The organism is Janthinobacterium sp. TB1-E2 (assembly GCF_036885605.1).
Classification (GTDB): Bacteria; Pseudomonadota; Gammaproteobacteria; order Burkholderiales; family Burkholderiaceae_D; genus Janthinobacterium; species Janthinobacterium aestuarii.
On the sequence record NZ_CP142523.1, the window covers coordinates 4935542 to 4960382 of the forward strand.

General features: G+C 64.2%; 24 protein-coding genes. 5 read left to right on the forward strand and 19 right to left on the reverse strand.

Annotated elements, in window-relative coordinates; translation table 11 throughout:
- Positions 1 to 2: 2 nt before the first annotated feature.
- The 17 genes from OPV09_RS22230 to OPV09_RS22310 form a co-directional block, all read right to left on the reverse strand.
- Positions 3 to 614: a LolA family protein gene (locus OPV09_RS22230; RefSeq protein WP_034750377.1), complete on the reverse strand. Its 612-nt coding sequence runs from the start codon at positions 612 to 614 to the stop codon at positions 3 to 5.
- Complete coding sequence (locus OPV09_RS22235) at positions 611 to 1066, reverse strand: acyl-CoA thioesterase (protein WP_034750379.1); 456 nt, start codon at positions 1064 to 1066, stop codon at positions 611 to 613. The genes OPV09_RS22230 and OPV09_RS22235 overlap by 4 nt, the downstream gene beginning before the upstream one ends.
- Positions 1059 to 2627, reverse strand: coding sequence for an aromatic amino acid ammonia-lyase (locus OPV09_RS22240; RefSeq protein WP_338679391.1), 1569 nt, complete (start codon positions 2625 to 2627; stop codon positions 1059 to 1061). Before OPV09_RS22240 ends, OPV09_RS22235 begins: the two co-directional genes overlap by 8 nt.
- Positions 2614 to 3585 (reverse strand): acyltransferase, encoded by a 972-nt coding sequence (locus OPV09_RS22245; protein WP_338679392.1) that lies wholly within the window; start codon positions 3583 to 3585, stop codon positions 2614 to 2616. Before OPV09_RS22245 ends, OPV09_RS22240 begins: the two co-directional genes overlap by 14 nt.
- A complete protein-coding gene (locus OPV09_RS22250; RefSeq protein ID WP_338679393.1) occupies positions 3582 to 4337 on the reverse strand; it encodes a glycosyltransferase family 2 protein in 756 nt (251 codons plus the stop codon). The genes OPV09_RS22245 and OPV09_RS22250 overlap by 4 nt, the downstream gene beginning before the upstream one ends.
- Positions 4330 to 5418, reverse strand: coding sequence for a class I SAM-dependent methyltransferase (locus OPV09_RS22255; protein WP_338679394.1), 1089 nt, complete (start codon positions 5416 to 5418; stop codon positions 4330 to 4332). The genes OPV09_RS22250 and OPV09_RS22255 overlap by 8 nt, the downstream gene beginning before the upstream one ends.
- Positions 5412 to 7244 carry an AMP-binding protein gene (locus tag OPV09_RS22260; RefSeq protein WP_338679395.1) on the reverse strand — a complete coding sequence of 611 codons (1833 nt, stop codon included), beginning with the start codon at positions 7242 to 7244 and terminating at the stop codon, positions 5412 to 5414. Before OPV09_RS22260 ends, OPV09_RS22255 begins: the two co-directional genes overlap by 7 nt.
- The gene (locus tag OPV09_RS22265; protein WP_070305203.1) at positions 7237 to 7782 is read right to left on the reverse strand and encodes a hypothetical protein; all 546 of its coding nucleotides are present in this window, start codon (positions 7780 to 7782) and stop codon (positions 7237 to 7239) included. Before OPV09_RS22265 ends, OPV09_RS22260 begins: the two co-directional genes overlap by 8 nt.
- Positions 7783 to 7785: 3 nt before the next feature.
- The gene (locus OPV09_RS22270; RefSeq protein ID WP_374106831.1) at positions 7786 to 8052 is read right to left on the reverse strand and encodes an acyl carrier protein; all 267 of its coding nucleotides are present in this window, start codon (positions 8050 to 8052) and stop codon (positions 7786 to 7788) included.
- A 19-nt stretch (positions 8053 to 8071) separates the two neighbouring features.
- On the reverse strand, positions 8072 to 8326 hold the full coding sequence (locus OPV09_RS22275) for a phosphopantetheine-binding protein (RefSeq protein ID WP_034750401.1): 255 nt from the start codon (positions 8324 to 8326) through the stop codon (positions 8072 to 8074).
- Entirely contained in the window at positions 8319 to 9110 is a 792-nt protein-coding gene (locus OPV09_RS22280; protein WP_338679396.1) for a lysophospholipid acyltransferase family protein, read from the reverse strand. The genes OPV09_RS22275 and OPV09_RS22280 overlap by 8 nt, the downstream gene beginning before the upstream one ends.
- Positions 9103 to 9864: a beta-ketoacyl synthase chain length factor gene (locus OPV09_RS22285; protein ID WP_338679398.1), complete on the reverse strand. Its 762-nt coding sequence runs from the start codon at positions 9862 to 9864 to the stop codon at positions 9103 to 9105. Before OPV09_RS22285 ends, OPV09_RS22280 begins: the two co-directional genes overlap by 8 nt.
- 685 nt (positions 9865 to 10549) lie before the next feature.
- Entirely contained in the window at positions 10550 to 11623 is a 1074-nt protein-coding gene (locus OPV09_RS22290; RefSeq protein ID WP_070305197.1) for an ABC transporter ATP-binding protein, read from the reverse strand.
- 33 nt (positions 11624 to 11656) lie between these two features.
- Positions 11657 to 13447, reverse strand: coding sequence for an ABC transporter permease (locus OPV09_RS22295; protein WP_072454034.1), 1791 nt, complete (start codon positions 13445 to 13447; stop codon positions 11657 to 11659).
- A 69-nt stretch (positions 13448 to 13516) separates the two neighbouring features.
- The gene (locus OPV09_RS22300; RefSeq protein ID WP_072452496.1) at positions 13517 to 14614 is read right to left on the reverse strand and encodes an ABC transporter substrate-binding protein; all 1098 of its coding nucleotides are present in this window, start codon (positions 14612 to 14614) and stop codon (positions 13517 to 13519) included.
- Between the two features lie 43 nt (positions 14615 to 14657).
- Positions 14658 to 15653 carry a Bug family tripartite tricarboxylate transporter substrate binding protein gene (locus tag OPV09_RS22305; RefSeq protein ID WP_034750417.1) on the reverse strand — a complete coding sequence of 332 codons (996 nt, stop codon included), beginning with the start codon at positions 15651 to 15653 and terminating at the stop codon, positions 14658 to 14660.
- A gap of 3 nt (positions 15654 to 15656) precedes the next feature.
- A complete protein-coding gene (locus OPV09_RS22310; RefSeq protein ID WP_034750420.1) occupies positions 15657 to 16718 on the reverse strand; it encodes a porin in 1062 nt (353 codons plus the stop codon).
- A 214-nt stretch (positions 16719 to 16932) separates the two neighbouring features.
- On the opposite strand from OPV09_RS22310, the gene OPV09_RS22315 reads away from it, so the two are divergent.
- The 3 genes from OPV09_RS22315 to OPV09_RS22325 are packed head-to-tail and all read left to right on the forward strand — an operon-like array spanning position 16933 to position 19540.
- Positions 16933 to 17655, forward strand: a complete 723-nt coding sequence (locus OPV09_RS22315; RefSeq protein ID WP_034750889.1) for a response regulator — start codon at positions 16933 to 16935, stop codon at positions 17653 to 17655.
- 2 nt (positions 17656 to 17657) lie between these two features.
- A complete protein-coding gene (locus OPV09_RS22320; RefSeq protein ID WP_425324007.1) occupies positions 17658 to 19166 on the forward strand; it encodes a sensor histidine kinase N-terminal domain-containing protein in 1509 nt (502 codons plus the stop codon).
- A gap of 23 nt (positions 19167 to 19189) precedes the next feature.
- Complete coding sequence (locus OPV09_RS22325; protein ID WP_081367940.1) at positions 19190 to 19540, forward strand: ribonuclease E inhibitor RraB; 351 nt, start codon at positions 19190 to 19192, stop codon at positions 19538 to 19540.
- Positions 19541 to 19648: 108 nt separating this feature from the next.
- Here the strand turns inward: OPV09_RS22325 and OPV09_RS22330 are convergent, their stop codons facing one another.
- Together OPV09_RS22330 and OPV09_RS22335 are read right to left on the reverse strand one after the other, a co-directional pair.
- Positions 19649 to 20971, reverse strand: a complete 1323-nt coding sequence (locus OPV09_RS22330) for a homoserine dehydrogenase (RefSeq protein WP_070305189.1) — start codon at positions 20969 to 20971, stop codon at positions 19649 to 19651.
- An 86-nt stretch (positions 20972 to 21057) separates the two neighbouring features.
- Entirely contained in the window at positions 21058 to 22287 is a 1230-nt protein-coding gene (locus OPV09_RS22335) for a pyridoxal phosphate-dependent aminotransferase (RefSeq protein WP_034750427.1), read from the reverse strand.
- A gap of 423 nt (positions 22288 to 22710) precedes the next feature.
- Here OPV09_RS22335 and OPV09_RS22340 point away from each other — a divergent pair, with 423 nt between their 5' ends.
- Complete coding sequence (locus OPV09_RS22340) at positions 22711 to 23103, forward strand: Mth938-like domain-containing protein (RefSeq protein ID WP_070305185.1); 393 nt, start codon at positions 22711 to 22713, stop codon at positions 23101 to 23103.
- Positions 23100 to 24773: a glycosyltransferase family 39 protein gene (locus OPV09_RS22345; protein ID WP_338679400.1), complete on the forward strand. Its 1674-nt coding sequence runs from the start codon at positions 23100 to 23102 to the stop codon at positions 24771 to 24773. The genes OPV09_RS22340 and OPV09_RS22345 overlap by 4 nt, the downstream gene beginning before the upstream one ends.
- Positions 24774 to 24841 lie beyond the last annotated feature (68 nt).

The window sequence follows — 24841 nt, forward strand, 5'->3', positions numbered from 1 at the left end:
GTTCAAAACAGGGCCGCCTCTTGCGCCGTGATGGCGGACGGTCCCGTTTCAATCGCCGAGAACACGATGCTCGTGCGGTCGCCGCTCGCTTCGCTGATGCTGATGTTTTTCACGAAGGCGCCGCCATCGAGGCGGATGCTGCCGATGGCCTTGGCCAGCGCCGGCTGGCGCGCCTTCAGCGCCACCTGCCAGGTGCCGCCATCGATGCTGCCGTCCACTTCAAACAGCGTATCGAGTTGCGCCAGGTCGCCGGCCAGCAGCGAAAACAGCACGCTGTTGATCATCTTGACCACCGGCTCCGTCTTCGCGTCGAGGCGCATGGCCACGCGCTCGCCCTGGAAATGCACGATCTCGTCGCGCGTCAGGCGCAGGGTATTCGGAAACGGCTGCAAGGTGCGCCACAGCACGCCTTTTCCGGCCACCACGCAAAAGCGGCCATTCGACGCCAGCGCCTTCTTCATGCCGGCCAGCTGCTTGCTCTGGTCGAAGCGGCCGCACAGCTGCTGCGGCTTGGCCAGCATGGCCTCGATCTTCGCTACCGGCGCGGCCGCGTGCAGCGGCGCCATCGCCAGCAGGCACAGGCCCGCCAGCAGGATTTTGAATTGTTTTTTCATACGGCCTTCAATCCCAATTTTTCAAACAAGATGGGCGGCGAGGCAAAGCACATCTCGCCGCTGGCGATATCGACGGCCACCTGCGTCGTGCTGGCGCGGTTCAGGCGCTTGCCCGTCGCGCTGTCGCTGACCAGGTACTCGATCTTCAAGCGGTCTTCCCACTCCACCAGGTCGGCGCGCAAAGTCAGGCGCTGGCCAAAGGTGGCTGGCGCCACATAGCGCAAGTGCATGTCGATCACGGGCCAGGCATAGCCGGAAGCCTTCATGTCGACGTAGTTGTAGCCGATGCTGTCGAGCAGCGCGCAGCGCACCACTTCGAGGTATTTCACGTAGCGGCCGTGCCAGACGATCTCCATCGGGTCGAGGTCGAAGAACTGCACCTGCATCTCCACTTCGGCATGCCAGCGGCTGGGCGTGGCCTTCTTGCCGCGCACTTTATGCGTCTCAGTCATGCCCGGCTCCATACAGTGGCCACGCCTGGGCGCGCATGCGTTCGAGCAGCACGCGCAGTTCCGGGTCGAGCCGGCGGTCTTCCTCGACGGGCGCGATATCGGCGGCCAGCGCCTCCATCATCGCCGCCAGCGCCGCTTGCGGCGGCACATCGGGATTGACCTTGCAGCGCAGCCAGACGCCCTGGCGCACGGTAATCAGCAGGGCCGCGGCCACCTGCTCGCACAGTTCCAGCACGCGCAGACAGTCGCGCGCGGCGATGGTACCCATGCTGACCTTGTCCTGGTTGTGGCATTCGGTCGAGCGCGAAAATACGGAGGCCGGCATGGTCAGCTTCAGCGCTTCGGCCGTCCAGGCGGAGGCGCTGATCTGCAATGCCTTCAGGCCGTGGTTGATGGCCGCGCGCGGGCCCGTGGCGCCAGACAGGTTGGCCGGCAAGCCCTGGTTGTAGCGGCTGTCGACGAGCAAGGCCATCTGGCGGTCCAGCAGGTCGGCAAGGTTGGCCACCGTATTCTTCATGCTGTCCATGGCGAAGGCGATATGGCCGCCGTAGAAATGGCCGCCATGCAGCACGCGCTCGCCTTCGGCGTCGATGATCGGGTTGTCGTTGGCGCTATTGAGTTCATTCTCGATCGACGAACGCAGCCAAGGCAGGGCGTCGGCCAGCACGCCGATCACGTGCGGCGCGCAGCGGATCGAGTAGCGGTCCTGCAGCCGCTTGCCATTGCGCTCCCAGGAGTCGGTGGGCAGATCGGCACGCAGCCAGGCCGCCACTTGCTGCATGCCGGGATGGGGCTTGACGGAGAACAGGGTTTCATCGAAGTGGTGCGCGTTGCCGTCAAGCGCAAACGAAGCCATCGCCGTGATGCGCGTCGTCAGCCGCGTCAGGTATTCGGCGCGCTCATACGCCAGGCAGGCCAGCGCCGTCATGACGGCCGTGCCGTTCATGATCGCCAGGCCTTCCTTCGGACGCAGACGCAGCGGTGTGATGCCCGCTTCGCGCAGCGCCTGCTGCGCCGGCACCTGCACGCCGTCGCGCCACACTTCGCGCTCACCGCACAAGACGGCCGCCAGATAGGACAGCGGCGTCAGGTCGCCGCTGGCGCCGACCGAGCCTTCCGACGGGATCAGCGGCAGCAGGCCCGCATCGAGCAGGCGCGCGATCTGCGCCAGCAGCTCCACGCTGACGCCGGAAAAACCCTTGGAGAGCGACGCCAGGCGCGTGGCCATGATGGCGCGCGTCTGCGCCGGCGTGAAGAATTCACCCAGGCCGCAGCCGTGATAGGTGTACAGGTGGTGCGGCAGTTCGGCCACCAGTTCCGGCGGCACGGTCACTGTGCACGAATCGCCGTAGCCCGTGGTCACGCCATAGATGGTGCCATCCTCGCGCAGCAGGCGGTCGAGGAAATCGGCGCCGCGCGCGATCGCCGCCAGAAAGACGGGGTCGCTGGACAGTTCGGCGCTGGCCCGGCCATGCGCGATGTCGGTAATGTCTTCGATGCGCAGGCGCTCGCGGTCGAAGCGGACGGCGCGCCGGGTGTTTTTCAGGTCAGCGAGTTGCATCGGGAGTATCCAGTCTTGAAGTATCGGGGAGTTGCCAAAAATCGTAGAAGTTGAACCATTCGAGCGGCGCGCGCAGGCAGTGGTACTGCAGGCGCGCCGCATAGGCGGCCGCCAGTTCGGCCAGCATCGCCTCGCGTGCCTTGCGCGGCAGGTGCAGCGACTCGCGGAACAGTTCGAAATGTATTTCGGAGCGCTGGCCGATGCGCATGGAAAACAGCAGATACACGGGGCATTGCAGCACGCTGGCCAGCACATACGGGCCGATCGGGAAAGCGGCCGGCTGGCCCAGGAACGGCGCCACCGCCACGCGCGGCTGCGGCGAGACGGGAACGCGGTCGCCGGCGATCACCACGAACTCGCCTTGCGCCACCTTTTCCGCCAGCAGCATGGCCGTGGCGGGCGTGATTTCCGTCACCTGCATCAGATTGAGCTGGCTGTCCGGATTGAGCGTCTCGAGCATGCGGTTGAACGCTTGCGCATGGCGCGTGTGCACGAGCACCGTCAGCTTCAAGCGCGTATTGCGCTGCGAGAGCACGCGGCACAAATCCAGGTTGCCCAGGTGGGCGCAGATCAGCAAGGCGCCGCGCCCCTCGTCCAGGCAGCGGTTGACGCCATCGTCGCCATCGATGCCATGCAGGCTCACGCTGCGCGTGTCGTACAAGCCTCCCCATAGCAGCATCTTGTCGAGGATGGTTTCGGCAAACGTGGCAAAGTGCCGCAGCACGCCCAGGTTTGCCGGGCCGCCGCAGGCCGCGACGCGGCGCAGGTAGCTGCGCGACACGCGGCGCGCACGCGGCTTGGTCAGCACGTACCAGGCCAGCACCGGGTACAGCACGATGCGGAAAGGCCAGCGGCCAAAGACGCGGCAGATCCAGAACAGCAGGCGCATGCCGGCCACGAAGCTGACTTCATTGAAGCCGGACCAGTGTCCGCGCGGCTGCTGCGGTGCTGCCGTCATCGCGCGCGCCAGTGGCGGGCCAGCAGGCGCGGTCCGCGCCACAGCATGCCGAAAAACAGGCGCGCGTGCATGCGCGAAATGAGCACGTTGTCGCGCCACAGCTCAAAATGCGAGACGCCGTCGCTGGGGTAACCGACGCGCGTGGGCAGATTCGCCATCGACAAGCCATCCCAGTACAGGCGCACCAGCACATCGGTGTCGAAATTCATGCGCTGTCCCAGCACGCCACGCTGCGCCAGCGCCGCCAGGGGGGCCAGCGGATAGACGCGGAAACCGCACATGGAGTCGCGGATCTGCAGCGACAGGGTATTGATCCATACCCAGATATGCGTCGCATAACGGCCGTAGTAGCGCGCCCTGGGTACCGAGGCGTCGTACACGGGATAGCCGATCACCACCGCCGCTGGCGTGGCTTGCGCCTGCGCCAGGAAGCGCGGCACGTCGTCCGTTTCATGCTGGCCGTCCGCATCGATCTGCAGCGCATGGCTGTAGCCGTGCGCATGCGCGTGGCGGCAGCCCGTCAGCACAGCCCCGCCCTTGCCCTGGTTGTGCGCATGGCGCAGCAGGGTCACGCGCGACGGATGCGCGGCGGCCAGCGCGTCCAGGGTGCGCGCGCCGGCAGAGGCGCTGCCGTCGTCGACGAGGATCAGCGGCACGCCATGCGGCAGCAGGCGCTGCACCACGGCGCCGATCGCGTGTTCATGATTGAACACGGGGATCACGATGCACGGTTGAAAACGCACTTCAGTCACTGTGCGCTCCGGTGCGGCCAAAGCGCAGCAGCGAATGGCAATAGCCGATACCGTCGCGCGTGGTCAGCAATTCCAGTCCGGCCGCTTGCGCCAGGCGGATATAGTCGGTGCTCTGGTAAATCTTGCTGTTACCGCTGGCCATGGCCGTGAAGTAAGGCGAGGTGTTGATCAGGCAGTAGGCGGCGATATCGTACTGCTGGCGGTCCCAGAAGGTATCCATGATCAGCACTTGCCCGTTCGGCCCCAGCGCCTGCGCCACGCGGCGCAGGATGCTGGCGATGGCCGGCTCGCTGAAACAGCTGAGAAATTGGCTCATCCAGATCAGGTCCATGCCGGCCGGCAGCGGCGCCGCGTCATCGAGCAGGTCGCAGGTGTGCAAATGGGCCCGCTCGCGCACGCCGGCATCGGTGAGAGTCCGGTCGGCCACCGCCAGCTGGCGCTCCAGGTCGACCAGGTGCAGTTCCACGCCCGCATGGTAGGCCAGCGCCGCACTGGCGAACTTGCCCGTATTGGCGCCGATGTCCATGATGCGGCGCGGCGCCGTGGCGAAGACGTCCGGGAATATCTCGGGGAACGATGTATCCGAATAATGGTGATCGAAGGCGAACCAGCTGCCCTTGGCCGGCTCCGACAGGGCCGACAGGCCCTGGTACAGGGTGGGCCAGTCGCCCAGCGCGGCCAGTCCCAGCGGCTGCTCGGCGTCGAGCGAGCGGTCCAGGTCGAACAAGCCCTGGTAGCAGACGTCATGCATGAAGTCCAGGTTGACCTGGGTGATGCTGTCCGTCAGCATGCAAAAACCGACTTTATCGAGCACATACGCGCCATCGCGCAGCGAGACGACGCCGGCCGACAGGCACGATTCGAGCGCCACCTTCAGCGCATACTCCGTCCAGCGGCCGCTGGCGGCCATGTCGGCAATCGTCAGGCCGCTGTGGCCCGTGTCGGCCAGCGCCTGCAGCATGCCGCGCTTCCAGGCATAGCGCACGCATTGAAAGACGACGGGACCGAAAGCGATTTTTTGCGCCTCGTAACGGGCGGCAAAGGCGGTCTGGCGTTCGGGTGAAAATTTTTTATCTAACATGCGCTCGCTGCTGGAGTGGGTGTATCGGCGCCGCCATCGGGAACGGCAGCGGCATTCGGGTGGAACAGGATGCGGCCGCTGGCATGCTGGCCGGCGTCCGACAGATAACGAAATTGCAGGCTGGCCTTGGGCGCGTCGTATTCGAGCGCCAGCCGCACGGGCCGGTCCGGCATGACCGGCTGCTGGAATTTCAGCGCATGCATGGCGCGGAACCGCGCGGGCAGGTCCAGGTGCTGGCGCGCGAAGTGCAGCGCCCACTCCACTTGCACCACGCCGGGCAGCAAGGGTGCGCCCGTGAAATGGCCCTCGAAATAGAACAGATTCGCCGGGACGTGCAGCTCGAACAGCAGCCGTGGCGTTTCGCCTTCGGCCGAACGCTCGATCAGCCGCGCATGCGGCAAGCGGGGTTTCTCGAGCAATGCCAGCAACAGCGCCTGCGTCGTCTTGCCCTGCGCATTGATGGGCAGTTGTTCCAGGTAGCGCCAGCGGCGCGGCACGGCAACGGCGTCGACCTGGCCGCCCAGCGCCGTTTGCAGCTGGCGATTCAGGGCCAGCTTGCCTTCGACGTCGAGCAGCGCGCGGCCGGCGGCGCTGCAGACGATAAAGGCGGCCACCTTCTGGCGCTCGCCGGCCGGCGCATCGCACAGCAGCACGCGCGCATCCAGCACCAGCGGCGTGGCCAGCAATGCCGCTTCGATGGCATTGAGGGAAATGCGTTTTTCTTCGATCTTCACGATGCGGTCGCTGCGTCCCAGCAGCTGGAAGCGCCCTGGTGCCGTTACGCGCGCGCGGTCGGCCAGACATAGCCAGCCATCGTCGGCCAGGTGCGCCGAACGCACTTCCAGCGCGCCGTCGTCCATCAGGCGCCAGTTCACGCCAGGAAAACCCTGCCAGCTCTCGTCCTCAGGGTGCTCCGGCACGCGCTGGCGCCAGGCGACGCCGCCGGTCTCCGAACTGCCATAGATTTCGCGCGGCACGCGGCCCAGCAAATGCCCCGCCGCCAGCGCGCTGTCCAGGGCCAGCGGCCCGCCCGAGGAAAACACGGCGCGCAGTTGCGCCCGCGCGCCGGACCAGTCGATGTGTTGCGGCAGGCGTTTCAGGTGCGCGGGGCTGGCGGCCAGCACGCACGGACCGCGCGCCAGCAAGGCGGCCAGCTGTTCCGGATAATCCACGCTGTGCGCATGCACGGCACGCCCGGCGGCCAGCGGCCACAAGACCTTGAACAGCAAGCCGTAGATATGCTGGTGCGAGACGGTGGCGACGACGGCCGCGCCATCGGCGTGTTCGCCAAACAGCCGCTCCAGCGTGGCCACCTCGCTGGCCAGCTGCGAGAGTTTTTTCGGGATCGCTTGCGCCGCGCCCGTGCTGCCCGAGGTGTACACCACCAGCGCCGGGAAATCGTCCGCAAGCTGCGTCCACGCACGCTCGGCCAGGCTGTCCGCTGGCAGCGGCAGCGGCGCATGCGCAGCCGGAAACTGCCCCAGGAAACCATCGACGGACGCAGCCAGCGAAGCGCAGCTGCCCGGCAGCGTATCGGCCGTCAGCCAGACGGTCTTGCCCGCCTGCCAGGCGCCCAGCAAGGCGGCGCCAAACTCGATGCTTTCGTCCAGGTACAAAGCGAAATGGCGTCCTGCCTGGCCTTCCAGCAAGCCGGCCCAGGCGGACATACGCGCCGCAAAGTGCGCATGATCGAGCACCGCGCCATCGCGCCAGCCGACGGGCATGGCCGGCGGGCGGCCATGCATGGACAGCGCAAGGCGCGCCAGCGGGGAAATCGGCGGATGTGCGTCAGGCACGGGAGCTTGCGGCAACGAGGATTCAGGCATGGTGCAAACGCTTAAAACGCAGGCGGACGAGATACTCGCCGCCAAATAACAGGGCCATCAGGATATAGGCGATGACGCCCGTGTACAGCGACCAGACGGCTTCGCTGGCCCACAGTGCCGTACCCAGCGCGATGCCGCCATTGACGATGAAAAAACCGCACCAGACCTGCGTCACGCGGCGCGTATAGCGCACGGCGGCGGGTGGAAAATCCTTCTCGCGCAAGCGCGCCAGGCGTTCCACCACCGACGGCGGCGCCCACAGGCTGTAGCCGAAGGTGGCCAGCAAGACGACGTTGACCAGTACCGGATACAGTTTCAGCGGCAGCAGCAGGTTGCTCCACAGGGCGATGGCGGCCAGCAGCAGTGCGGCCGCCACCGACCAGCGCGCGGCGCGCTGCAGCTTCAGCGCGGGCAGGCGGCAGGCGGCAGCCAGCAACAGCAGCAGCGCCAGCCAGCGCGGCTCGACCTGGCCGTGACCGAACCAGATCGCCAGCGGATACAGTACGGTCAGCAGCAACGCGACGGCATTGAGGAGCACGCGTTACGCCGCCTGTTCCGACACCGACATCGCGCGCAGCGCTTCGACCACATCGTCGATCGTGCGGATGGTCTTGAATACTTCCGGCTGCAGGCGCTTGCCCGTCAGCTGCTTCAGCTTGACCGCCAGGTCGACCGCGTCGATGCTGTCGATATCGAGTTCGGCGTACAGATTCGATTGCGGCGTCAGCGCCGCCGGATCGAGCTCGAACATTTCGGCCAGCAGCTGCACCACCCATGCGTACAGTTCATCGCGGCTCATTGCGCTCATATCTACCATTTGCTGCTCCTTACTTCTTTCTGTGAGTGTCAACCATCGCCGCCAGCGCCCGTACCGAGGCAAAGTGGCGGCGCGTATCGGCCGAATCGGCCGACAGGGAAATGCCGTATTTTTTTTGCAGGGCGACGCCCAGTTCCAGCGCATCGATCGAATCGAGTCCCAGGCCCTCGACAAACAGGGGTGCATCCGTATCGATATCGGCAGCGCTCACGTCTTCCAGTTGCAGCGCCTCGATGATCAGTTCCTTCACTTCTTGTTCAAGCATGTTGTTCCTGTTTCCCGCTAAAGTAATGTTGCAGATAAGTGGTCAAGGTGCGCGCCGCCATCACGTCGCTGGCGCCACCGCCGGTAAACTCGCCGATCGCCAGGTCGTCCTGCACGGCGATCTCGAAATGCGCACGGCGGGCCGGCACGCGCCACCATGGCTCGCCCTTGCCCAGGGTCCTGGGCAGGCAACGTATCAGCACCGGCGTCACGTCGCGGCGGCCGCGCACGGCGATATTCGCCGCGCCCCGCTTCAGCACGACTTCGCCGCTGCATGGCGTGCGCGTGCCTTCCGGGAAAATGATCAGGTTATTGCCGCGCTCCAGCGATGCCAGGCAGGCGTCCACCAGTTCGGCGCCGCCCGTGTTATTGATATAGCCGGCCGCGCGCACGGGGCCGCCCGTAAACGGGTTATTCCACAAATCGGACTTGACGATGCAATCGGCCTGCTTGACATATGCCATCAGGAAAATCGTGTCGATCAGGGTCGGATGATTGGCCAGGATCAGCAAGCCGCCGCGTTCCAGCTTGTCGAGACCGCGCAAGTCGTAGCGCAGCACGCCGAGAAAACGCATCAGGCCGATATACAGGCGAAAACTCCAGCGGATGATGGCGCGCGCGCAGGCGATGCGCGTGTCGCGCCGCCACACCAGCACCTGCAGCACGGGGAACACCAGCACGCGCAGCAGCAAGCCACCGAGGCCGAAGGCGGCGAAACTGAGCGCGGTCGCGATCGTGCGCCAGCCTATCGATATGCCGGCGCGAACAGCCTCCAGCTTATGCATGGCGGCTCCAGCACCATGCCTGGCGGTTGGCCGCGTGCTCGAACGTGCGGGCCTCGCCGAGCATGAATCGCAACACGGCCAGGCTGCCCGGCATGGCGCCGGGGGCAGCCGCCAACGCATCATCACCGCTGCGGGGACGCCACGTCAGGCTGAAAGCGGTGCCCGGAGCAGCCTCGGCCTGCAGCAGCCAGGCAAACGCATGCGATTGCTCGTGACAGTCTTCAAAAGCTTCAAATGGCACTGGCAAGGGACACTCCGCCAGCACCAGCAATACCTGCGCCGCGCCATCGGCCAGCAAGCCGCACGCCTCGATCACCGCGGCTTCGAGGCTGGCCGCACCGGCGGCGATGGCCAGCTGATTCGCCGTATCGGCGCGGGCGATGGAAAACAGGCCGGCGCTGGCATTGTGCACGGCCATGCCGAACGCCGTCGGCGACAGGGGTTCGCCCTGGGCCAGCGCCGACAACAGTTCGACGGCGCGCGCCACCTCGCCGTGGCGGGAACAAAAGACGAGCGGAATATCGCGCTGTTCGCCGAGGCAGGTGTACGCCACTTCGAGCGCCATCTTGCCCAGCTGACCGGCGCGGCGGCGCAGCATCGGCGCCATCGCACGCACGCCCGGCTCGCCGGCAGCGGCAATCGGCGCGACGGGCAGGGCGCTTTGCGCCCACGCCTGCCATTGCTGCGGCGTTTCCAGGCCCGGTGCCCATGCGGCATGTCTGACAATTGAAAAACGGACACCATCGGTGCGCATATGCATTTTCCTGAGCTCAAAAAAAGGGCGAACTCACGTCAAAACTGCGCAAAAAGCCTCGCCGGCGTTCTTTTCAAATTATAAACGATGGAAGTAAAAATAACTAAAATAAATGGCCATGCGGCAACTTTTTAAATGTAAATACAAAACCCGTCTTTTAAAGAATACCCCGCCCTAGTTACTATTTGTAACACTCGTATCCATTCTCTTCCGATGGAAAAATCAGCCTTTTCCGGCAAACCATCGGCATTCTCGGAACGGGTGTTTTTTTATCCATGATCAAGACAAGCCGGGCATGCGACACATAAGAGCGTTGTTTTTAGATAACACATGCGGCATGGCGCAACGGCGCCCCCATATTACCCGCGCATGGCGGCAGCGAGGATTAAAGGGCGCGCGGCAAGGGCAATACAGAGCGTTTGCTTTATGCGAGTTTCAGCCGGCCGATTCAACTATGGCGGCGTTGTCTTGTCAGCAGGGAAAAGAATGGAGCGGCCAGCAATGCCATCCACGGCCATGGCAAAGAAGGCGGTGGCATGGCGCCAGCGTGAACGGCAAGGCGCCGGCGATCACCGCGTATGGAGAATGAGAAAGGCCGGCACGGGCGCCGTGAAATACGGGGGCGATGCAAAACCGGTGGCCAGCGCGGCACAGACTGCGCGCCAAGGTGGCCACCGCGGTACCGTTAAAACACCCAGAGCTTATCGGCCGGCATGTGCAGCCAGTACTTGCCCGCTTCGAGCTTGTGGCGCGAATAGGCGCGCAGGCTGATGTTCTCGGCGCCGCCGCGCTCGAACAGGCATTCCCAGCGGTCGCCCAGGTACATGCAGGTCAGCAGCGGCAGCTCGATGGCGTTGTCCACCTGCGTGGCGCTGATCTTCACTTCCTCGACGCGGATCATGGTGGTCACTTCCGTGCCCACATTGGCGCCGCGCGCCACGCCCTGCATGGAGGCGCCATCGACCAGCAGGCGCACCTGGTTGCCTTCGCGCTGCACCACCTTGCCGGGCAAGCGGTTGTTACTGCCCATGAATTCGGCCGTGAACAGGGTGTCCGGCGTTTCATACATGCTTTGCGGCGTGCCCTGCTGCTCGATCTTGCCGTTATTGAGCAGCAGAATGCGGTCGGAAATGGCCATCGCCTCGCCCTGGTCATGCGTCACCATCAACGCGGACAGGCCCAGGCGCACGATCAGTTCGCGCAGGAAGGCGCGCGCTTCCTCGCGCAGCTTGGCGTCCAGGTTCGACAGCGGTTCGTCGAGCAGGATCACGGGCGGGTTGTACACCAGCGCACGGGCGATCGCCACGCGCTGCTGCTGGCCGCCGGACAGCTGGTGCGGATAGCGCTCGCCCAGGTGGCCCAGGCCCAGCTGCGTCAATACTTCCTTGATGCGCGCGGCGATTTCCGTGCTGCCCATCTTGCGCAATTTGAGGCCGTAGGCGACGTTGTCGAACACGGTCTTATGCGGCCACAGCGCGTACGACTGGAACACCAGCCCCAGGTTGCGGTGCTCGGCCGGCATTTCGAAATGCTTCGCGCCATCGAAGACATTGCGCTCGCCGATCTCGATCGTGCCCGCCTTCGGGCTTTCCAGCCCGGCGACGGCGCGCAGCAAGGTGGTCTTGCCGCTGCCCGAAGGCCCCAGCAGGGCGACCACTTCGCCTTTTTTCAGGTGCATCGAGACACCCTTCAGGATCTGGTTGGCGGAGGCGCCGGTGCCGTAGTCCAGGTACAGCTCATTGACGGTCAATTCATTCATGATGTGGTCTCAGTCTATTCTTAGTTATGCAACTCAGTTGTGTAACTTGACGCCGAAGCGCAGCGCGATGCCCAGGCCGATGGCCACCAGGGTGATATTGATGAAGGACAGCGCCGCCACCAGGTCGGTCGAGCCGCCCGCCCACAGCGATACCAGCATGGCGCCGATCACTTCCGTGCCCGGCGAGAGCAGATATACGCCCGTCGAATATTCGCGCTCGAAGATCAGGAACACCATCAGCCAGGCACCCAGCAAGCCGTATTTGATCAGCGGCAGGGTCACGTCGCGCGTCACCTGGCCGCGGTTGGCGCCGACGGCGCGCGCCGCCTCTTCCAGCTCCGGCCCCACTTGCAGCAGCGCGGTGGAAATCAAACGCATGCCGTAGGCCATCCACACCACCGAATACGCGAGCCACAGGGCGAAGATCGTCGAGCGCACTTCGCGCAGCACGGGAATCACATGGCCGCTCAGCCACAGAGCCACGCCGTTATCCATGCCTTTCAACATGCCGTCGAGCCAGGCCGGCACGAACAGGAACACCCACAGGAACGACAGGCCGGCCAGCAAACCCGGCACGGCGCGCGGCACCAGCACGCTGTAATCGAGCAGGCGCGTGACGCCGTCCTGCTTGCGGTGCATGGCCAGCGCGATGAAGCTGTAGCAGCCCACGGCCAGCGCGCCGCCAACAACGCCGATCAGGATCGTGTTGACGATGCCGCGCACCAGCGATGGCTGGTCGAAAATATCGCGGAAATGCTGCAAGGTCAGCACGTCGGCCAGGTGCACGCCCTCGCCCCAGTACTGCACGAAGGAGCGCAGCACGATGCCCGTCAGCGGCAGGATGATGGTGAAGATCAGCCAGCCCGCCAGCAAGGCAAACGCCAGCCACTTCCAGCGGCCCAGCGGCATGGCCTTGCTGCGCGCGCCCTTGCCCTTGATCGACACATATTTGTTGGCGGATTTGAGCAGCCAGCGCTGTATCATCACCAGCGGCATGGTCACCATCACCAGACAGACGGCGACGGCGGCCATCAGGTGGTACGACGGCGTGCCCAGTTTGTTGGTCAGCTTGTACAGATAGGTCGGCAGCACCAGGTGGCCTTCCGGATCGCCGAGCACCAGCACCAGGCCGAATACTTCGAAGCCGAGGAAGAACACCAGCACGCCCGCATACGCCAGCGCCGGCATGATCATCGGCAGCGACACGTTCAGCATGACCTGCACCGGTGAAGCGCCGGCCACGCGGGCCGCTTCTTCCACGTCCGAACCCAGGCTTTTCAGGGCCGACGAGGCATACAGGTAGACGTGCGGCACGTGCGTCAGGCCGGCGATGATGACGATGCTGGTGAAGGAATAAATATTCCAGGGCACGAAGCCGAACAGCTCCTTGGCCCAGACCGAGTAGAAGCCTACGGGGCCCATCGACACGACGTAGCCAAAGCCCATCACCATCGGCGAGACAAAGATCGGCACCAGCAGCATGGGCGCCACCCAGCCGCGGCCCGGCAAGTCGGTGCGCACCATCAGGAAGGCCAGCATGCCGCCCAGCGGCACGGCGATGACGGTCAAGCCGCAGGCAAGCATCAGGCCATTCTTGAAGGCCATCGAGAAATCGGGATCATCGAAGATGAAACGGTAGGAGTCAAAGCCGAATTCGCGCACCGGCATGAAAAACGGCGCGTTCAAAAAGCTCTGGTAAAAAATCAGGAACAGCGGCAGGAAAATGGCGACCATGGTGATCGCCACGACCACGCCGCGCGGCCAGTTCAGGCGCGACAAGGGAGAGCGCGACCGTGCAGGCAGCGGCAAGATAGCAGTTTGCATGATGAATCCAATGAATGAAGGGTACGGCATCCGTCCGCGGGCACGGGCCTGCGGACGGCCAGGACGGCGTTACTTCTTGCCGGCTGTTTCTTTCCATTGCTTCAAGAAGGCCATGCGCTTGGCTGGCCCCAGGAATTGCAGGATGATCGGGTGCACCGGCACCGGCTTGATGTTGGCCGCGCCGATTTCCTTGATCAGGTCCGCCGAGGTGGTCTCGCCCGTGACGTCGGCGCGAATCGCGTACAGCTTGGCGCCGTTCGCGATGATGGTCTGGCCGCGGTGCGACAGGATGTAGTCGAGCCACAGCTTGCTGGCGTTGACGTTCTTCGCGTTCTTGTTGATGAACTGCACGCGCGACAGGATCAGCGTGTAATCCTTGGGCAGCACCACGCCGATCGACGGGTCGGTCTTGGCGCGCACCAGGGCGTAGGAGCCCAGCACGTTATAGCCGATCAGGTTTTCACCCGACGAAATGCGTTCCATCATGGTGCCCGTCGACGACTGCACGCGCACCTTGGCCGTGCCGAACGCGTTTTGCAGCGCCAGGAACTGCGGATATTCCTTCGCATCCTGCGACATGAACATGAAGCCCACGCCCGACTTTTCGATGTCGTAGGTGGTGACCTTGTCCTTGAATTTCGGCGTGGCGATCAGCTTGACGAAGTCGTCGTGGTTCTTCGGCACTTCCTTGGGGTCGAGCAAACGCTTGTTGTAGACGATGGCGGCAGGCTCGAACGTGGTGCCGTAAGCCTGGTCGTCCCACATGGCCCAGCCGGGGATCTTGGCCGCTTCGACCGATTTGTATTTCAGGGCGTAGCCGTCCGAGGCCAGGCGCATCTGCAAGTCCATCGCCGACGACCACATCACGTCGGCCGTATTGCCGCCGGCGGCCACTTCGGAAATGAAACGGTTGTACACTTCCGTCGAATTCATGTCGTTGTATTCGACCGAGATGCCCGGATACAGGGCGCTGAAATCCTTGATCAGCGGCGCGGCGGCCTTGCTGTCGGTGGCGCTGTAGATCACCACCTTGCCTTCCTTCTTGGCCGCGTCGATGATCTTCTGGTAGTCGGCCGGATAACCTGCCGGCACCTGGGCAAAAGCGGCGCCGGTGCTACCCGCGAAAGCGGCTGCCAGGGCGATGGCGAGTATGGTCTTGGTTTGCATGGTTTGTCTCCGTCTGTGATTGTTGTATGGTTTGCTATTCGATTCAGCGCATCAGGCCCAGTTCGGCCGCCTGCCTGGAGTAGCGTTCGACTGCCTGGTTCACGTACTGCGTCAATTTGTCGCCCGTCAGCGCGAACGGATACATGCCCGATTGCGTGCGCCACTGGGCAAACTGCGGCGTGGCCATGGCACGGTCGAACGTGGCCACCCAGCGCTGGTAATCGGCTTCCGGCACCTGTGGTCCCATCCACAGGCCGCGGATGATGGGCCAGACCACGTCGACGCCCTGCTCGCGCGCCGTCGGTACGCTGGCCAGCACGCCGGGCAGGCGCTTTTCCGACAGCACCGCCAGCACGCGCGCATGGCTGTCGCCCGCGTTCAGGGTCGCTTCCGACGTATCGCCCGACATCACCTGCACGTAATCGGCCTGCATCGCCGTGAAGATCTCGCCGCCGCCTTCCAGCGCCACGAAGCGCAGCACTTTCGGGTCGATGCCGGCCTTGCGCGCCACCAGCGCCATCTTCAGCCAGTCCTGGCTGCCGATGGTGCCGGACACGCCGATCAGTACCTTGTCGGGGTGGCGCTTGAGCGCGGCAATCAGGTCGGCCAGGCTCTTGTAGGGCGAGTCGCTGCGCACGGCGATCATGCCGTAGTCGGCGCCCAGCGCCGCCACCCAGCGCACGTCGCCCGTCTTGGCGTTGCCGAACTTGCCCTGCGCCAGGTTCAGCAGCGAGCCGCCCGAAAACACCACCAGGGTGTTGGCTTCGGCACGTCGGCGCTGCGACCCCATCGAACGCCACGCCACCGCACCGATACCGCCCGGCAGATAGCTGATGCGCACCGAGGACGCGAACGGCGCCGCCACCGCAGGATCGGGCTGCAGCAAGCCTTTCTGCGCCAGCTTGCAGGTCAGGTCCATGGCGCCGCCCGGCTTGGACGGCACCACGCAGTCGACTTCAGGCGCGGCGGCCGTTGCCAGCGCCGGCAGCAGCGCGGACAACAACAGCAGCGACAGGAACACGGTGCGCAGCATGGTCATGCCTTAGAAGCGGTGCTGGATGCCGGCGATCAGGCCACGCTGCGTGTCGCCGAAACCGGCGTCGTCACGCGACAGGCTGACCAGCTGGTTGTGCTTGGCCTTGGCGTAAGCGCCGGCCACGTACAGGTCGGTGCGCTTGGACAGGGCATAGCGCACGCGCGCCACGTACATGATCGGATCGGCATCGAGGTTGGCGGCCACGTTCTTCACGTCCTGGTAGTAGATCACGCCCGTCAGGGTGATGACCGGTGTGGTCTTGTAGCTGACGCCGCCCCAGTACATGGTGCCGCGCACGTCGGCCTTGCCGGAGGCAGCCGGATCGAGCTTGTAGTCACGCGCCGCAGCCTGCACTTTCCACGGGCCGTCGTCGTACATCGCACCCAGGTGGTAGACGGTGGTCTTGTCGCGCGCGCCGCCGGCGATGGTGTTGCCGTTGACCTGTTCATACGTGGCCAGCAGGCTGACCGGACCGGTCTTGTAGGTGACGGCCGTCGACAGCTTGGCGCTGTCCGAGCTGCCCGTCGACTGTTCGCCGAAGCCGTACGATGCGCCGTAGCTGAAGCCGCCCGTCTTGCCCGAGTACTTGACCATATTGTCGAAGGCCGTCGTCATGCCGTATTTGCTCGGGCCCGTCGCGTTGGCCGAAGTGGCCCACGAGTAGAACGGCGCATAGGCCATCGGGTCGAACGGCAGCACGAAGTCATACACGGTGGTGAACGAGCGTCCCAGCACGACGCGGCCAAACGCGCCTTCCAGGCCCACGTTGGCCTGGCGCTTGAACAGCGCGCCGTCGGCCGCGCCCGTGTCGACGAGGATGCCGCCTTCCAGATTGAACACGGCTTTCAAGCCACCGCCCAGGTCTTCGCTGCCCAGGATGCCCCAGCGCGACGTGTTCATGCCGCCGGAACTGACTTGCGTCATCGAGCTTTTGTTCGGACCGGCGTTGCTGGTGTTGCTGATGCCGGCGTCAAGACGGCCGTACAGGGTGACGTTCGATTGGGCGTGGGCGCTGCCGGCTGCGGCGAGTACCGCCATGGCGGCCAGCGAGAATACAGTTTTCTTCATGTAGAGTGTCTCCCTTAGATATAGTTATTAGTGATATGCCTGATCAATTTCATGAATCAGGATCACACTATATGATCGCGATCCTTTCAATTGGCTTTCAGACTGACAGGTGTCGCCGGCCAGCCACAGGCAATACCAACAAATTCATTGCGGCCCCTGTCGGCGGCGTGCCGACAGGCTTACACTGCACCAATTCAAACGAATGGCGGAGACCATGCGCATATTATTAGTGGAAGACCATCTGGAGCTGTCGCACTGGCTGGCAAAGGCCCTGCGCGACGCGCACCTGACGGTGGAGACCGCCCACAACGGCGCCGATGCCGACGCCCTGCTGCATACGCAGGAATATTCATTGGTGCTGCTCGACCTGACCCTGCCGAAGATGGATGGCCTGGACGTGCTGCGCCGCCTGCGCGCGCGCGGCGGCACGCGCGGCAAGACTCCCGTCATGATACTCACGGCGCGCGGCGGCCTCGATGAAAAAGTGCAGGGCCTGAACCTGGGTGCCGACGACTACATGGCCAAGCCGTTCGAACTGGCCGAACTCGAAGCGCGCGTAAAAGCCCTGCTGCGCCGCAGCCAGGGCAACGAAGCGCTCGTGCACACGTGCGGCGCGCTCAGTTTCGACACCGTCACGCGCATGTTCAGCTATGCCGGCGCCCCTTTCCCCCTGACGCCGCGCGAACACGCCGTGCTCGAAGCGCTGATCACGCGCTCCGGGCGCGCAGTGTCGAAGGAAAAGCTGTTCGACGAAGTCTTCGCGCTGGCCGACGACGCCAACCTGGACGCCATCGAACTGTATATCCACCGCGTGCGCAAGAAACTCGAGAGCGGCGTCGAAACCGGTTCGCCCGACGGTGCCGTCATCACCACGCTGCGCGGCATCGGCTACCTGCTGCAGCCGCGCAGCGCGATGGCGCCGGCCGCGTCAAAATGAGCGTGCGCGCCCCAAGCCTGCCCCTGTTCGAGCGCCTGCGCCGGCGCTGGGCGCAGGGTCGGCCGCTGGGCAGCCTGCGCAGCCAGCTGCTGCGCTGGCTGCTCATCCCGCTGGTGATGCTGGTGCTGCTCGATGCCGTTTTTGTGTACCGCAACGCGCTCGACGCGGCCGACATGGCCTATGACCGCTCCTTGCTGGCGTCGACGCGGGCGCTGGCCGAAAGAGTCTCCATCGTCAACGGCAAGGTGGTGGCCGAAGTGCCCTACGTGGCGCTCGACAGCTTCGAGACCGACACCCTGGGCCGCATCTACTACAAGGTCACGGGCATCAACGGCGAGCTGGTATCGGGCTATGGCGACTTGCCACCCGTGCCGAAAAACGTGCCCCGCTCGCAAAATTATCCGGCCCTGGTGCGCTTCTACCACGCCGACTATCACGGCAAGCCGATCCGCATTGCCGCCCTGCTGCAGCCCGTGTATGACGACTCGATGCGCGGCATCGCACTGATCCAGGTGGCCGAAACGCTGGACGCGCGGCGCGGCCTGTCGAACCAGATCCTGTTCGATACCCTGAGCTGGCAGGCGGCGATGATACTGGTGATGGGCGCCCTCGTGTGGTTTGCCGTGCGCCTGGTGCTGCGCCCGCTGATGCGCCTGAAAACGGAAGTCGAGACGCGCACCCTGTCCGACCTGTCCGACGTCGATCCCACGCTGGTGCACAAGGAAATGCGCCCGCTGGTGAGCGCCATGAACGGCGCCATGTCACGCCTGCAGCAGCTGATCGCCAGCCAGCGCCGCTTCATCGCCGATGCCTCGCACCAGCTGCGCACGCCGTTGACGGTGCTGAAAACCCAGGCCGAACTGGCCATGCGCGAATGCGACCGCCAGGCGGGCGCGCCCCCGGACCTCGCCGCCCTGCGCGACATCGTGCGCTCGATCGCCGTCACCACCGATTCGACCGTGCTGCTGGCCAACCGCCTGCTGACCCTCGCTCGCATCGAGCATGGCGGCGAGAGTCTGGCCATGGACACCGTCGCGCTGCGCGACATGGCGCAGCAGGTAGGGCTGGAAATGGCCATGGCCGCCGTCGCCAAAAATATCGACCTGTCGCTGGAAGCGCCCGACGAAGCGCCCGTGCATGGCCAGGCCCTACTGCTGCATGAACTTGTCGCCAATCTGGTCGACAATGCCCTGCGCTACACGCCACCGGGTGGCAGCGTAATCCTGCGCGTGCGCGCGGGCGGCGATGGAAACGAAACGCTGCTGGAAGTGGAAGACAGCGGCGCCGGCATCCCCCCTGTGGAACGCGAACGCGTGTTCACCCCGTTCTACCGGGTCGGCGCGGCGCTCGAGAGCAACCCTGGCGGCGCCGGCCTGGGCCTGGCCATCGTGCGCGACATCGCGGCCCTGCACGGCGCCAGGCTGGAACTGGCGACGGCGGCGAATGGGCATGGATTGAAAGTCGGCGTGTATTTCGCCCCGGCGCCAGTCGGTGCTAAGATCGCGCCCTGAGATTTTAATGAAAGCCCGCAGCCATGATGACCAAAGACGACGTAACCGAACTGTTTGCCAATATCGCCGAGAATGCGCCGTGGGATTTGTCCCAGCCGCTGCTGTGGGGCTATTACTTCACCAACCCCACCTCCGAACCGTTGGAGCAGGCCGCCACCCTGCTGGCGCTGCAGGGCTACCGGCCCGTGGAACTGTACCAGCCGGAACTCGACGATCCGGCGGCTCCGCCCGTGTGGGTGCTGCACGTGGAAAAAGCTGAAGTGCATGGCGTCGACAGCCTGCACGCGCGCAATGGCGAACTGATGGCGTTTGCGCAGGACAACCAGCTGGCCAGCTATGACGGCATGGACGTGGGCCCCGTCCCCGCGCCTTGATCGGCGTAGGCGTAGGCCGGATCAGGTCCGAAGGGCCGTAATCCGACAACATCACGCATAAAAAAACGGCGCCCGAGGGCGCCGTTTTGCATGGCTCGCTGAAACCGATCAGCTGAGGTTTTCCAGGCGGATCTTGGTGACCGTGCCCACCACGCTGTTCAACGCTTCCATCTTCTCGATGGCGGCCGTGACGTTCTTTTCCTGCGTCTGGTGCGTCAGCATGATGATGTCCGTATGCGTCTCGCCCTCGGCCGGTTCTTTTTGCAGCATGGCGTCGATCGAGATACCGCGTTCGGCCAGGATGCGCGTGAGGTCGGCCAGCACGCCCGGCTGGTCGGCCACGTGCATGCGCAAGTAGTAGCTGGTGGTGATTTCCGACATCGGCAAGATGGCGATATCGGTCATCGCGTTCGGCTGGAACGCCAGGTGCGGCACGCGGTGTTCCGGGTCGGCCGTGGCCAGGCGCGTGATGTCGACCAGGTCGGCGATCACCGACGAAGCGGTCGGCTCGGCGCCCGCGCCGCGGCCCGAGTACAGGCTGGCGCCGACGGCGTCGCCATGCACGAGCACGGCGTTCATGGCACCTTCCACGTTGGCGATCAGGCGCTTGGCGGGGATCAGGGTCGGATGCACGCGCAGCTCGATGCCTTCCACGCCGTTGACGATGGCGCGCTTGGTGATGCCCAGCAGCTTGATGCGGTAGCCCAGTTGCTCGGCGTAGCGGATGTCGACGGCACTGAGGTTGCTGATGCCTTCCACGTAGGCCTTGTCGAACTGCACCGGGATGCCGAAGGCGATGGCCGACATGATGGTGGCCTTGTGCGCGGCGTCGACGCCTTCGATGTCGAAGGTGGGGTCGGCTTCCGCGTAACCGAGTTCCTGCGCCTGTTTCAGCACGGTGGCGAAATCGAGGCCCTTGTCGCGCATTTCGGATAGGATGAAATTGGTGGTGCCGTTGATGATGCCGGCGATCCATTCGATGCGGTTGGCCGTCAAGCCTTCGCGCAGCGCCTTGATGATGGGGATGCCGCCGGCGACGGCCGCTTCGAAGGCCACCATCACGCCCTTGTCCTGGGCGGCGGCAAAGATTTCGTTGCCGTGCACGGCCAGCAGGGCCTTGTTGGCCGTGACCACGTGCTTGCCGTTGGCAATGGCCTGCATCACCAGGGTTTTCGACAGGTCGTAGCCGCCGATCAGTTCGACGACGATGTCGATCTCGGGATCGTTGACGATCAGGTGCGGGTCATTGACGACCTTGCAGCCGCCGGCGACGAGCGCTTCGGCGCGCGCCACGTCGCGCACGGCGACGGCGACGACTTCAATGCCGCGGCCAGCGCGGCGCTTGATTTCTTCCTGGTTGCGTTTCAGGACGCTGAACGTGCCGTAACCGACATTGCCCAGGCCCAGCAGGCCGATCTTGATGGATTTCATAGTTGTGCTTGACTGCTCATAAGTGGCGCCCCCTTGGGCGGCGCCAGGTTGATCGGTATGGTTGATCGAGATTGCTGCTGGCTGGTTCAGCCCCGGCCGTGACGCTTACGGTAACCTTCGAGGAAGCGCGCAATGCGCCCCATGGCCTCGGTCAGGTCATCGGAGTTCGGCAGGAAGACGACGCGGAAATGGTCGGGCGCGATCCAGTTGAAGCCCGTGCCCTGCACGATCAGGACCTTCGCTTCGGCCAGTAATTCATAGGCAAACTGCTGGTCGTCGGCGATCGGGTAGATCTCCGGATCCAGGCGCGGGAACATGTACAGCGCGGCCTTCGGCTTGACACAGGTGACGCCCGGAATATCGGTCAGCAGCTTGTGCGCCAGATCGCGCTGTTTCAACAGACGCCCGCCGGGCCCCACCAGGTCTTGTATGCTCTGGTAGCCGCCAAGCGCCGTCTGGATGGCAAACTGCCCCGGCGCGTTGGCGCATAGCCGCATCGAGGCCAGCATGTTGAGGCCCTCGATGTAATCTTTTGCGTGGCGCTTTTCGCCCGAGACCACCATCCAGCCGGAGCGGTAGCCGCAGGAGCGGTAATTCTTCGACAGGCCGTTCATGGTGATGAACAGCACGTCGTCGGCCAGCGAGGCGATCGACACGTGCTCGGCTTCGTCGTACAGCACCTTGTCGTAGATCTCGTCGGCGAAAATGATCAATTGGTGCTGGCGCGCCAGTTCGACGATCTGCAGCAGCACGGAAACCGGATACAGCGCGCCCGTGGGGTTGTTCGGGTTGATGACGACGATGGCTTTCGTTTGCGGCGTGATCTTGCGGCGCATGTCCTCGATGTCGGGGTACCACTCGTTCTGCTCGTCGCACACATAGTGCACGGGATTGCCGCCCGACAGGCTGACGGCCGCCGTCCACAGCGGGTAGTCGGGCGCCGGCACCAGCACTTCGTCGCCACTGTTGAGCAGGGCGTTCATCGACATGACGATCAGTTCGGAAGCGCCGTTGCCCAGGTAAATGTCATCGATGGTCACGCCGGCGATATTCTTGCCTTGCGTGTAGTGCATGACGGCCTTGCGCGGCGCGAACATGCCTTTCGAATCCGTATAGCCGGCCGCATTCTGCAGATTGAGCATCATGTCGCGCACGATCTCGTCGGGCGGATCGAAGCCGAATACGGCAAGGTTGCCGATATTGAGCTTGGTGATCTTGTGGCCTTCTTCTTCCATTTGCCTGGATTTTTCCAGGACCGGGCCGCGGATGTCGTAGCAGACGTCCGCCAATTTATTCGATTTCTGAATCGGTCGCAAAATAAATCCCTGTCGTGATGCGGCGCGGTGACCAGAACTTGCAGCGTGGCCGCCGCGCCAGAACTATGAACCCGTGAAACTGCGATGCGAAAGACTGCAAGGCGAAAACAACCATTCTCGCCGAAAACAGGGCATTTTATCAAATTAAACATGGCGAACCGCAGCATTTGACGCCGATTCTGCCACGTTGGCGCATCCGGACGACAATCGGGCGGGCGCCATCTTCATCTTCCCTTAATCTTGCAGCATTACCATGGCGCAAGCATGCAGCGCCACTGTGGCGCCGAACATTGCAATCTGGAAAGGATGTTGCTTTTCAGTCGCTCTTTTCTGTCATTTATGGCATGCTTACGCCCTTGGCCGCGGCGCCCAGTTTGGCCGCGCGCGTACCGATCAACCGACACGACCAGCCCCGATATCGCCATGAAACTCCACGCCAGCAGCACCCAACAATACCAGACTGTCACCGGCTATGACGAAAACGGCGTCGAGATCAATGCCCAGCCGTACAACTACAGCCTGATCGTCATGCCGGAAACGCCGCCACGCGCGTGGGAAGTCACCAGTTTCGAAGAATTGACCGAGGCGCATTTCGCGCAAATCCTGGCCGACTCTCCCGACGTGGTCATCCTCGGCACGGGCGAACGCCAGCGCTTCGTGCATCCGAAACTGACGGCCGCGCTGACCATGCGCCGCATCGGCGTCGAATGCATGGATAGCCAGGCCGCCTGCCGCACCTACAATATCCTCATGGGCGAAGGCCGCAAAGTCACGCTGGCCCTGATCCTGGCCCCGGCCGCAGGCAAGGCCGCATGAAAATCAATGTCAACGAACTGCACTCGTCGCGAGTGCTGATGTGGTCCCTGCTGGGCATCTTCATCGTCGTCACCCTGTATGCGCTGGGCGTGCGCACCCTGGTGCCGCCCGACGAGGGCCGCTACGCCGAGATGGCGCGCGAAATGTTCGTCACGGGCGACTGGATCACCACGCGCCTGAACGGCATCAAGTACTTTGAAAAACCGCCGCTGCAAACGTGGATGAATGCGCTGACCTTCGCCGCCTTCGGCCTGGGCGAGTGGCAGGCACGCCTGTGGACTGGCCTGTGCGGCATCATCGGCGTGTGCATGACAGCCTACGCGGGCAAGAAAGTGTTCGGCCCGCGCGTGGGCCTGTATGCGGGCCTGGTGCTGGCGTCGAGCCTGTTCTGGCTCGCTTCAGGCCAGATCAATTCGCTGGACATGGGCCTGTCGGGCATGATGACCCTCACCATGGGCAGCTTGCTGATCGCCCAGCGCGACGACGCCACGGCGATCGAGCGGCGCAATTGGATGCTGGCCTGCTGGGCCGCCATGGCGCTGGCCGTGCTGGCCAAGGGCCTGATCGGCATCGTGCTGCCGGGCGCCGTGCTGGTGCTGTATTCGCTGTGCGCGCGCGACTGGCGCATCTGGACCCGTTTGCATCTGGTCAAGGGCTTGCTGGTGTTCTTTGCCATCGCCACGCCGTGGTTCGTGCTGGTCGCCCTGCGCAATCCGGAACAGCCGCATTTCTTCTTCATCCACGAGCATTTCCAGCGTTTCCTGATGAAGGGCCACAAGCGCGAAGGCGCCTGGTACTACTTCCTCGTGCTGCTCATTCCCGGCATCCTGCCATGGATAGGCGTGCTGCCGCAAAGCCTGGCCGCCGCTTTCAAGCGCCAGGAAGGCGCCTTCCAGCCCCGCTTGATGCTGCTGGTCTGGGCCGTCTTCATTTTCTTCTTCTTCAGCTATTCGACCTCGAAGCTGCCTGGCTATATCGTACCCATCTTCCCGGCGCTGGCCTTGCTGGTGGCGCTGTACCTGGAATCGGCATCGCGCCGCCAGCGCCTGTTCGCCGCCGGCCTGCTGTGCGTACTGGGCGCGGCCATCCTGATCGGCGGACCGATCGCCTTCAGCAAGGCCAGCGCACGCGACGCGGATGCCCTGGTCGCGCTCAAAGGCTACCAGCCCTGGCTGATGGCGGCCGGTTTCTTCGCCCTGGCCGGCGGCGCCCTGGCCTTGCTGCATGCACGCCAGCTGCGCCGCGACATGACGGTGCTGACGATTGCCGGCGCCGGCTTCCTGGCCACGCACTGCATCCTGGCCGGCTCCGAACTGTATGGCCAGAACCGCGCGGGCACCGACATGCTGCCGCAGATCCAGGCCGAACTGACGGCCGATACCAAGCTCTATTCGGTCGGCATCTATGAACAGTCGCTGACGTATTACCTGCAACGGCCCGTGATCCTCGTCGATTACTGGGATGAGTTTACGTTTGGCCTGAAACAGCAGCCGGAACTGTCCATCCCGAGCATCGAGACTTTCATCACGCAATGGACGAACGATGCTAATGCCGGCGTGCGCGACATGGCCATTATCAGCCTGAACCGTTACAAGGAATTGCAACAACGTGGCGTGCCCATGCGTGTTATCGCCGAAGATGCGCGCCGCATGGTCATTGCCAACAAATAGTGTTTAACTGGGGCGCGAGGCAGCACGGATCGCGCCCCCGGCCAGCTTGCCCCGCCCCCGCAGCGGCA

Coding starts and splice junctions, on each gene's coding strand:
- OPV09_RS22230 (WP_034750377.1), bottom strand. CDS start 614: ATGAAAAAACAATTCAAAATCCTGCTGGCGGGCCTGTGCCTGCTGGCG.
- OPV09_RS22235 (WP_034750379.1), bottom strand. CDS start 1,066: ATGACTGAGACGCATAAAGTGCGCGGCAAGAAGGCCACGCCCAGCCGC.
- OPV09_RS22240 (WP_338679391.1), bottom strand. CDS start 2,627: ATGCAACTCGCTGACCTGAAAAACACCCGGCGCGCCGTCCGCTTCGAC.
- OPV09_RS22245 (WP_338679392.1), bottom strand. CDS start 3,585: ATGACGGCAGCACCGCAGCAGCCGCGCGGACACTGGTCCGGCTTCAAT.
- OPV09_RS22255 (WP_338679394.1), bottom strand. CDS start 5,418: ATGTTAGATAAAAAATTTTCACCCGAACGCCAGACCGCCTTTGCCGCC.
- OPV09_RS22260 (WP_338679395.1), bottom strand. CDS start 7,244: ATGCCTGAATCCTCGTTGCCGCAAGCTCCCGTGCCTGACGCACATCCG.
- OPV09_RS22270 (WP_374106831.1), bottom strand. CDS start 8,052: ATGAGCGCAATGAGCCGCGATGAACTGTACGCATGGGTGGTGCAGCTG.
- OPV09_RS22275 (WP_034750401.1), bottom strand. CDS start 8,326: ATGCTTGAACAAGAAGTGAAGGAACTGATCATCGAGGCGCTGCAACTG.
- OPV09_RS22280 (WP_338679396.1), bottom strand. CDS start 9,110: ATGCATAAGCTGGAGGCTGTTCGCGCCGGCATATCGATAGGCTGGCGC.
- OPV09_RS22285 (WP_338679398.1), bottom strand. CDS start 9,864: ATGCGCACCGATGGTGTCCGTTTTTCAATTGTCAGACATGCCGCATGG.
- OPV09_RS22290 (WP_070305197.1), bottom strand. CDS start 11,623: ATGAATGAATTGACCGTCAATGAGCTGTACCTGGACTACGGCACCGGC.
- OPV09_RS22295 (WP_072454034.1), bottom strand. CDS start 13,447: ATGCAAACTGCTATCTTGCCGCTGCCTGCACGGTCGCGCTCTCCCTTG.
- OPV09_RS22300 (WP_072452496.1), bottom strand. CDS start 14,614: ATGCAAACCAAGACCATACTCGCCATCGCCCTGGCAGCCGCTTTCGCG.
- OPV09_RS22305 (WP_034750417.1), bottom strand. CDS start 15,653: ATGACCATGCTGCGCACCGTGTTCCTGTCGCTGCTGTTGTTGTCCGCG.
- OPV09_RS22310 (WP_034750420.1), bottom strand. CDS start 16,718: ATGAAGAAAACTGTATTCTCGCTGGCCGCCATGGCGGTACTCGCCGCA.
- OPV09_RS22315 (WP_034750889.1), top strand. CDS start 16,933: ATGCGCATATTATTAGTGGAAGACCATCTGGAGCTGTCGCACTGGCTG.
- OPV09_RS22325 (WP_081367940.1), top strand. CDS start 19,190: ATGATGACCAAAGACGACGTAACCGAACTGTTTGCCAATATCGCCGAG.
- OPV09_RS22330 (WP_070305189.1), bottom strand. CDS start 20,971: ATGAAATCCATCAAGATCGGCCTGCTGGGCCTGGGCAATGTCGGTTAC.
- OPV09_RS22340 (WP_070305185.1), top strand. CDS start 22,711: ATGAAACTCCACGCCAGCAGCACCCAACAATACCAGACTGTCACCGGC.
- OPV09_RS22345 (WP_338679400.1), top strand. CDS start 23,100: ATGAAAATCAATGTCAACGAACTGCACTCGTCGCGAGTGCTGATGTGG.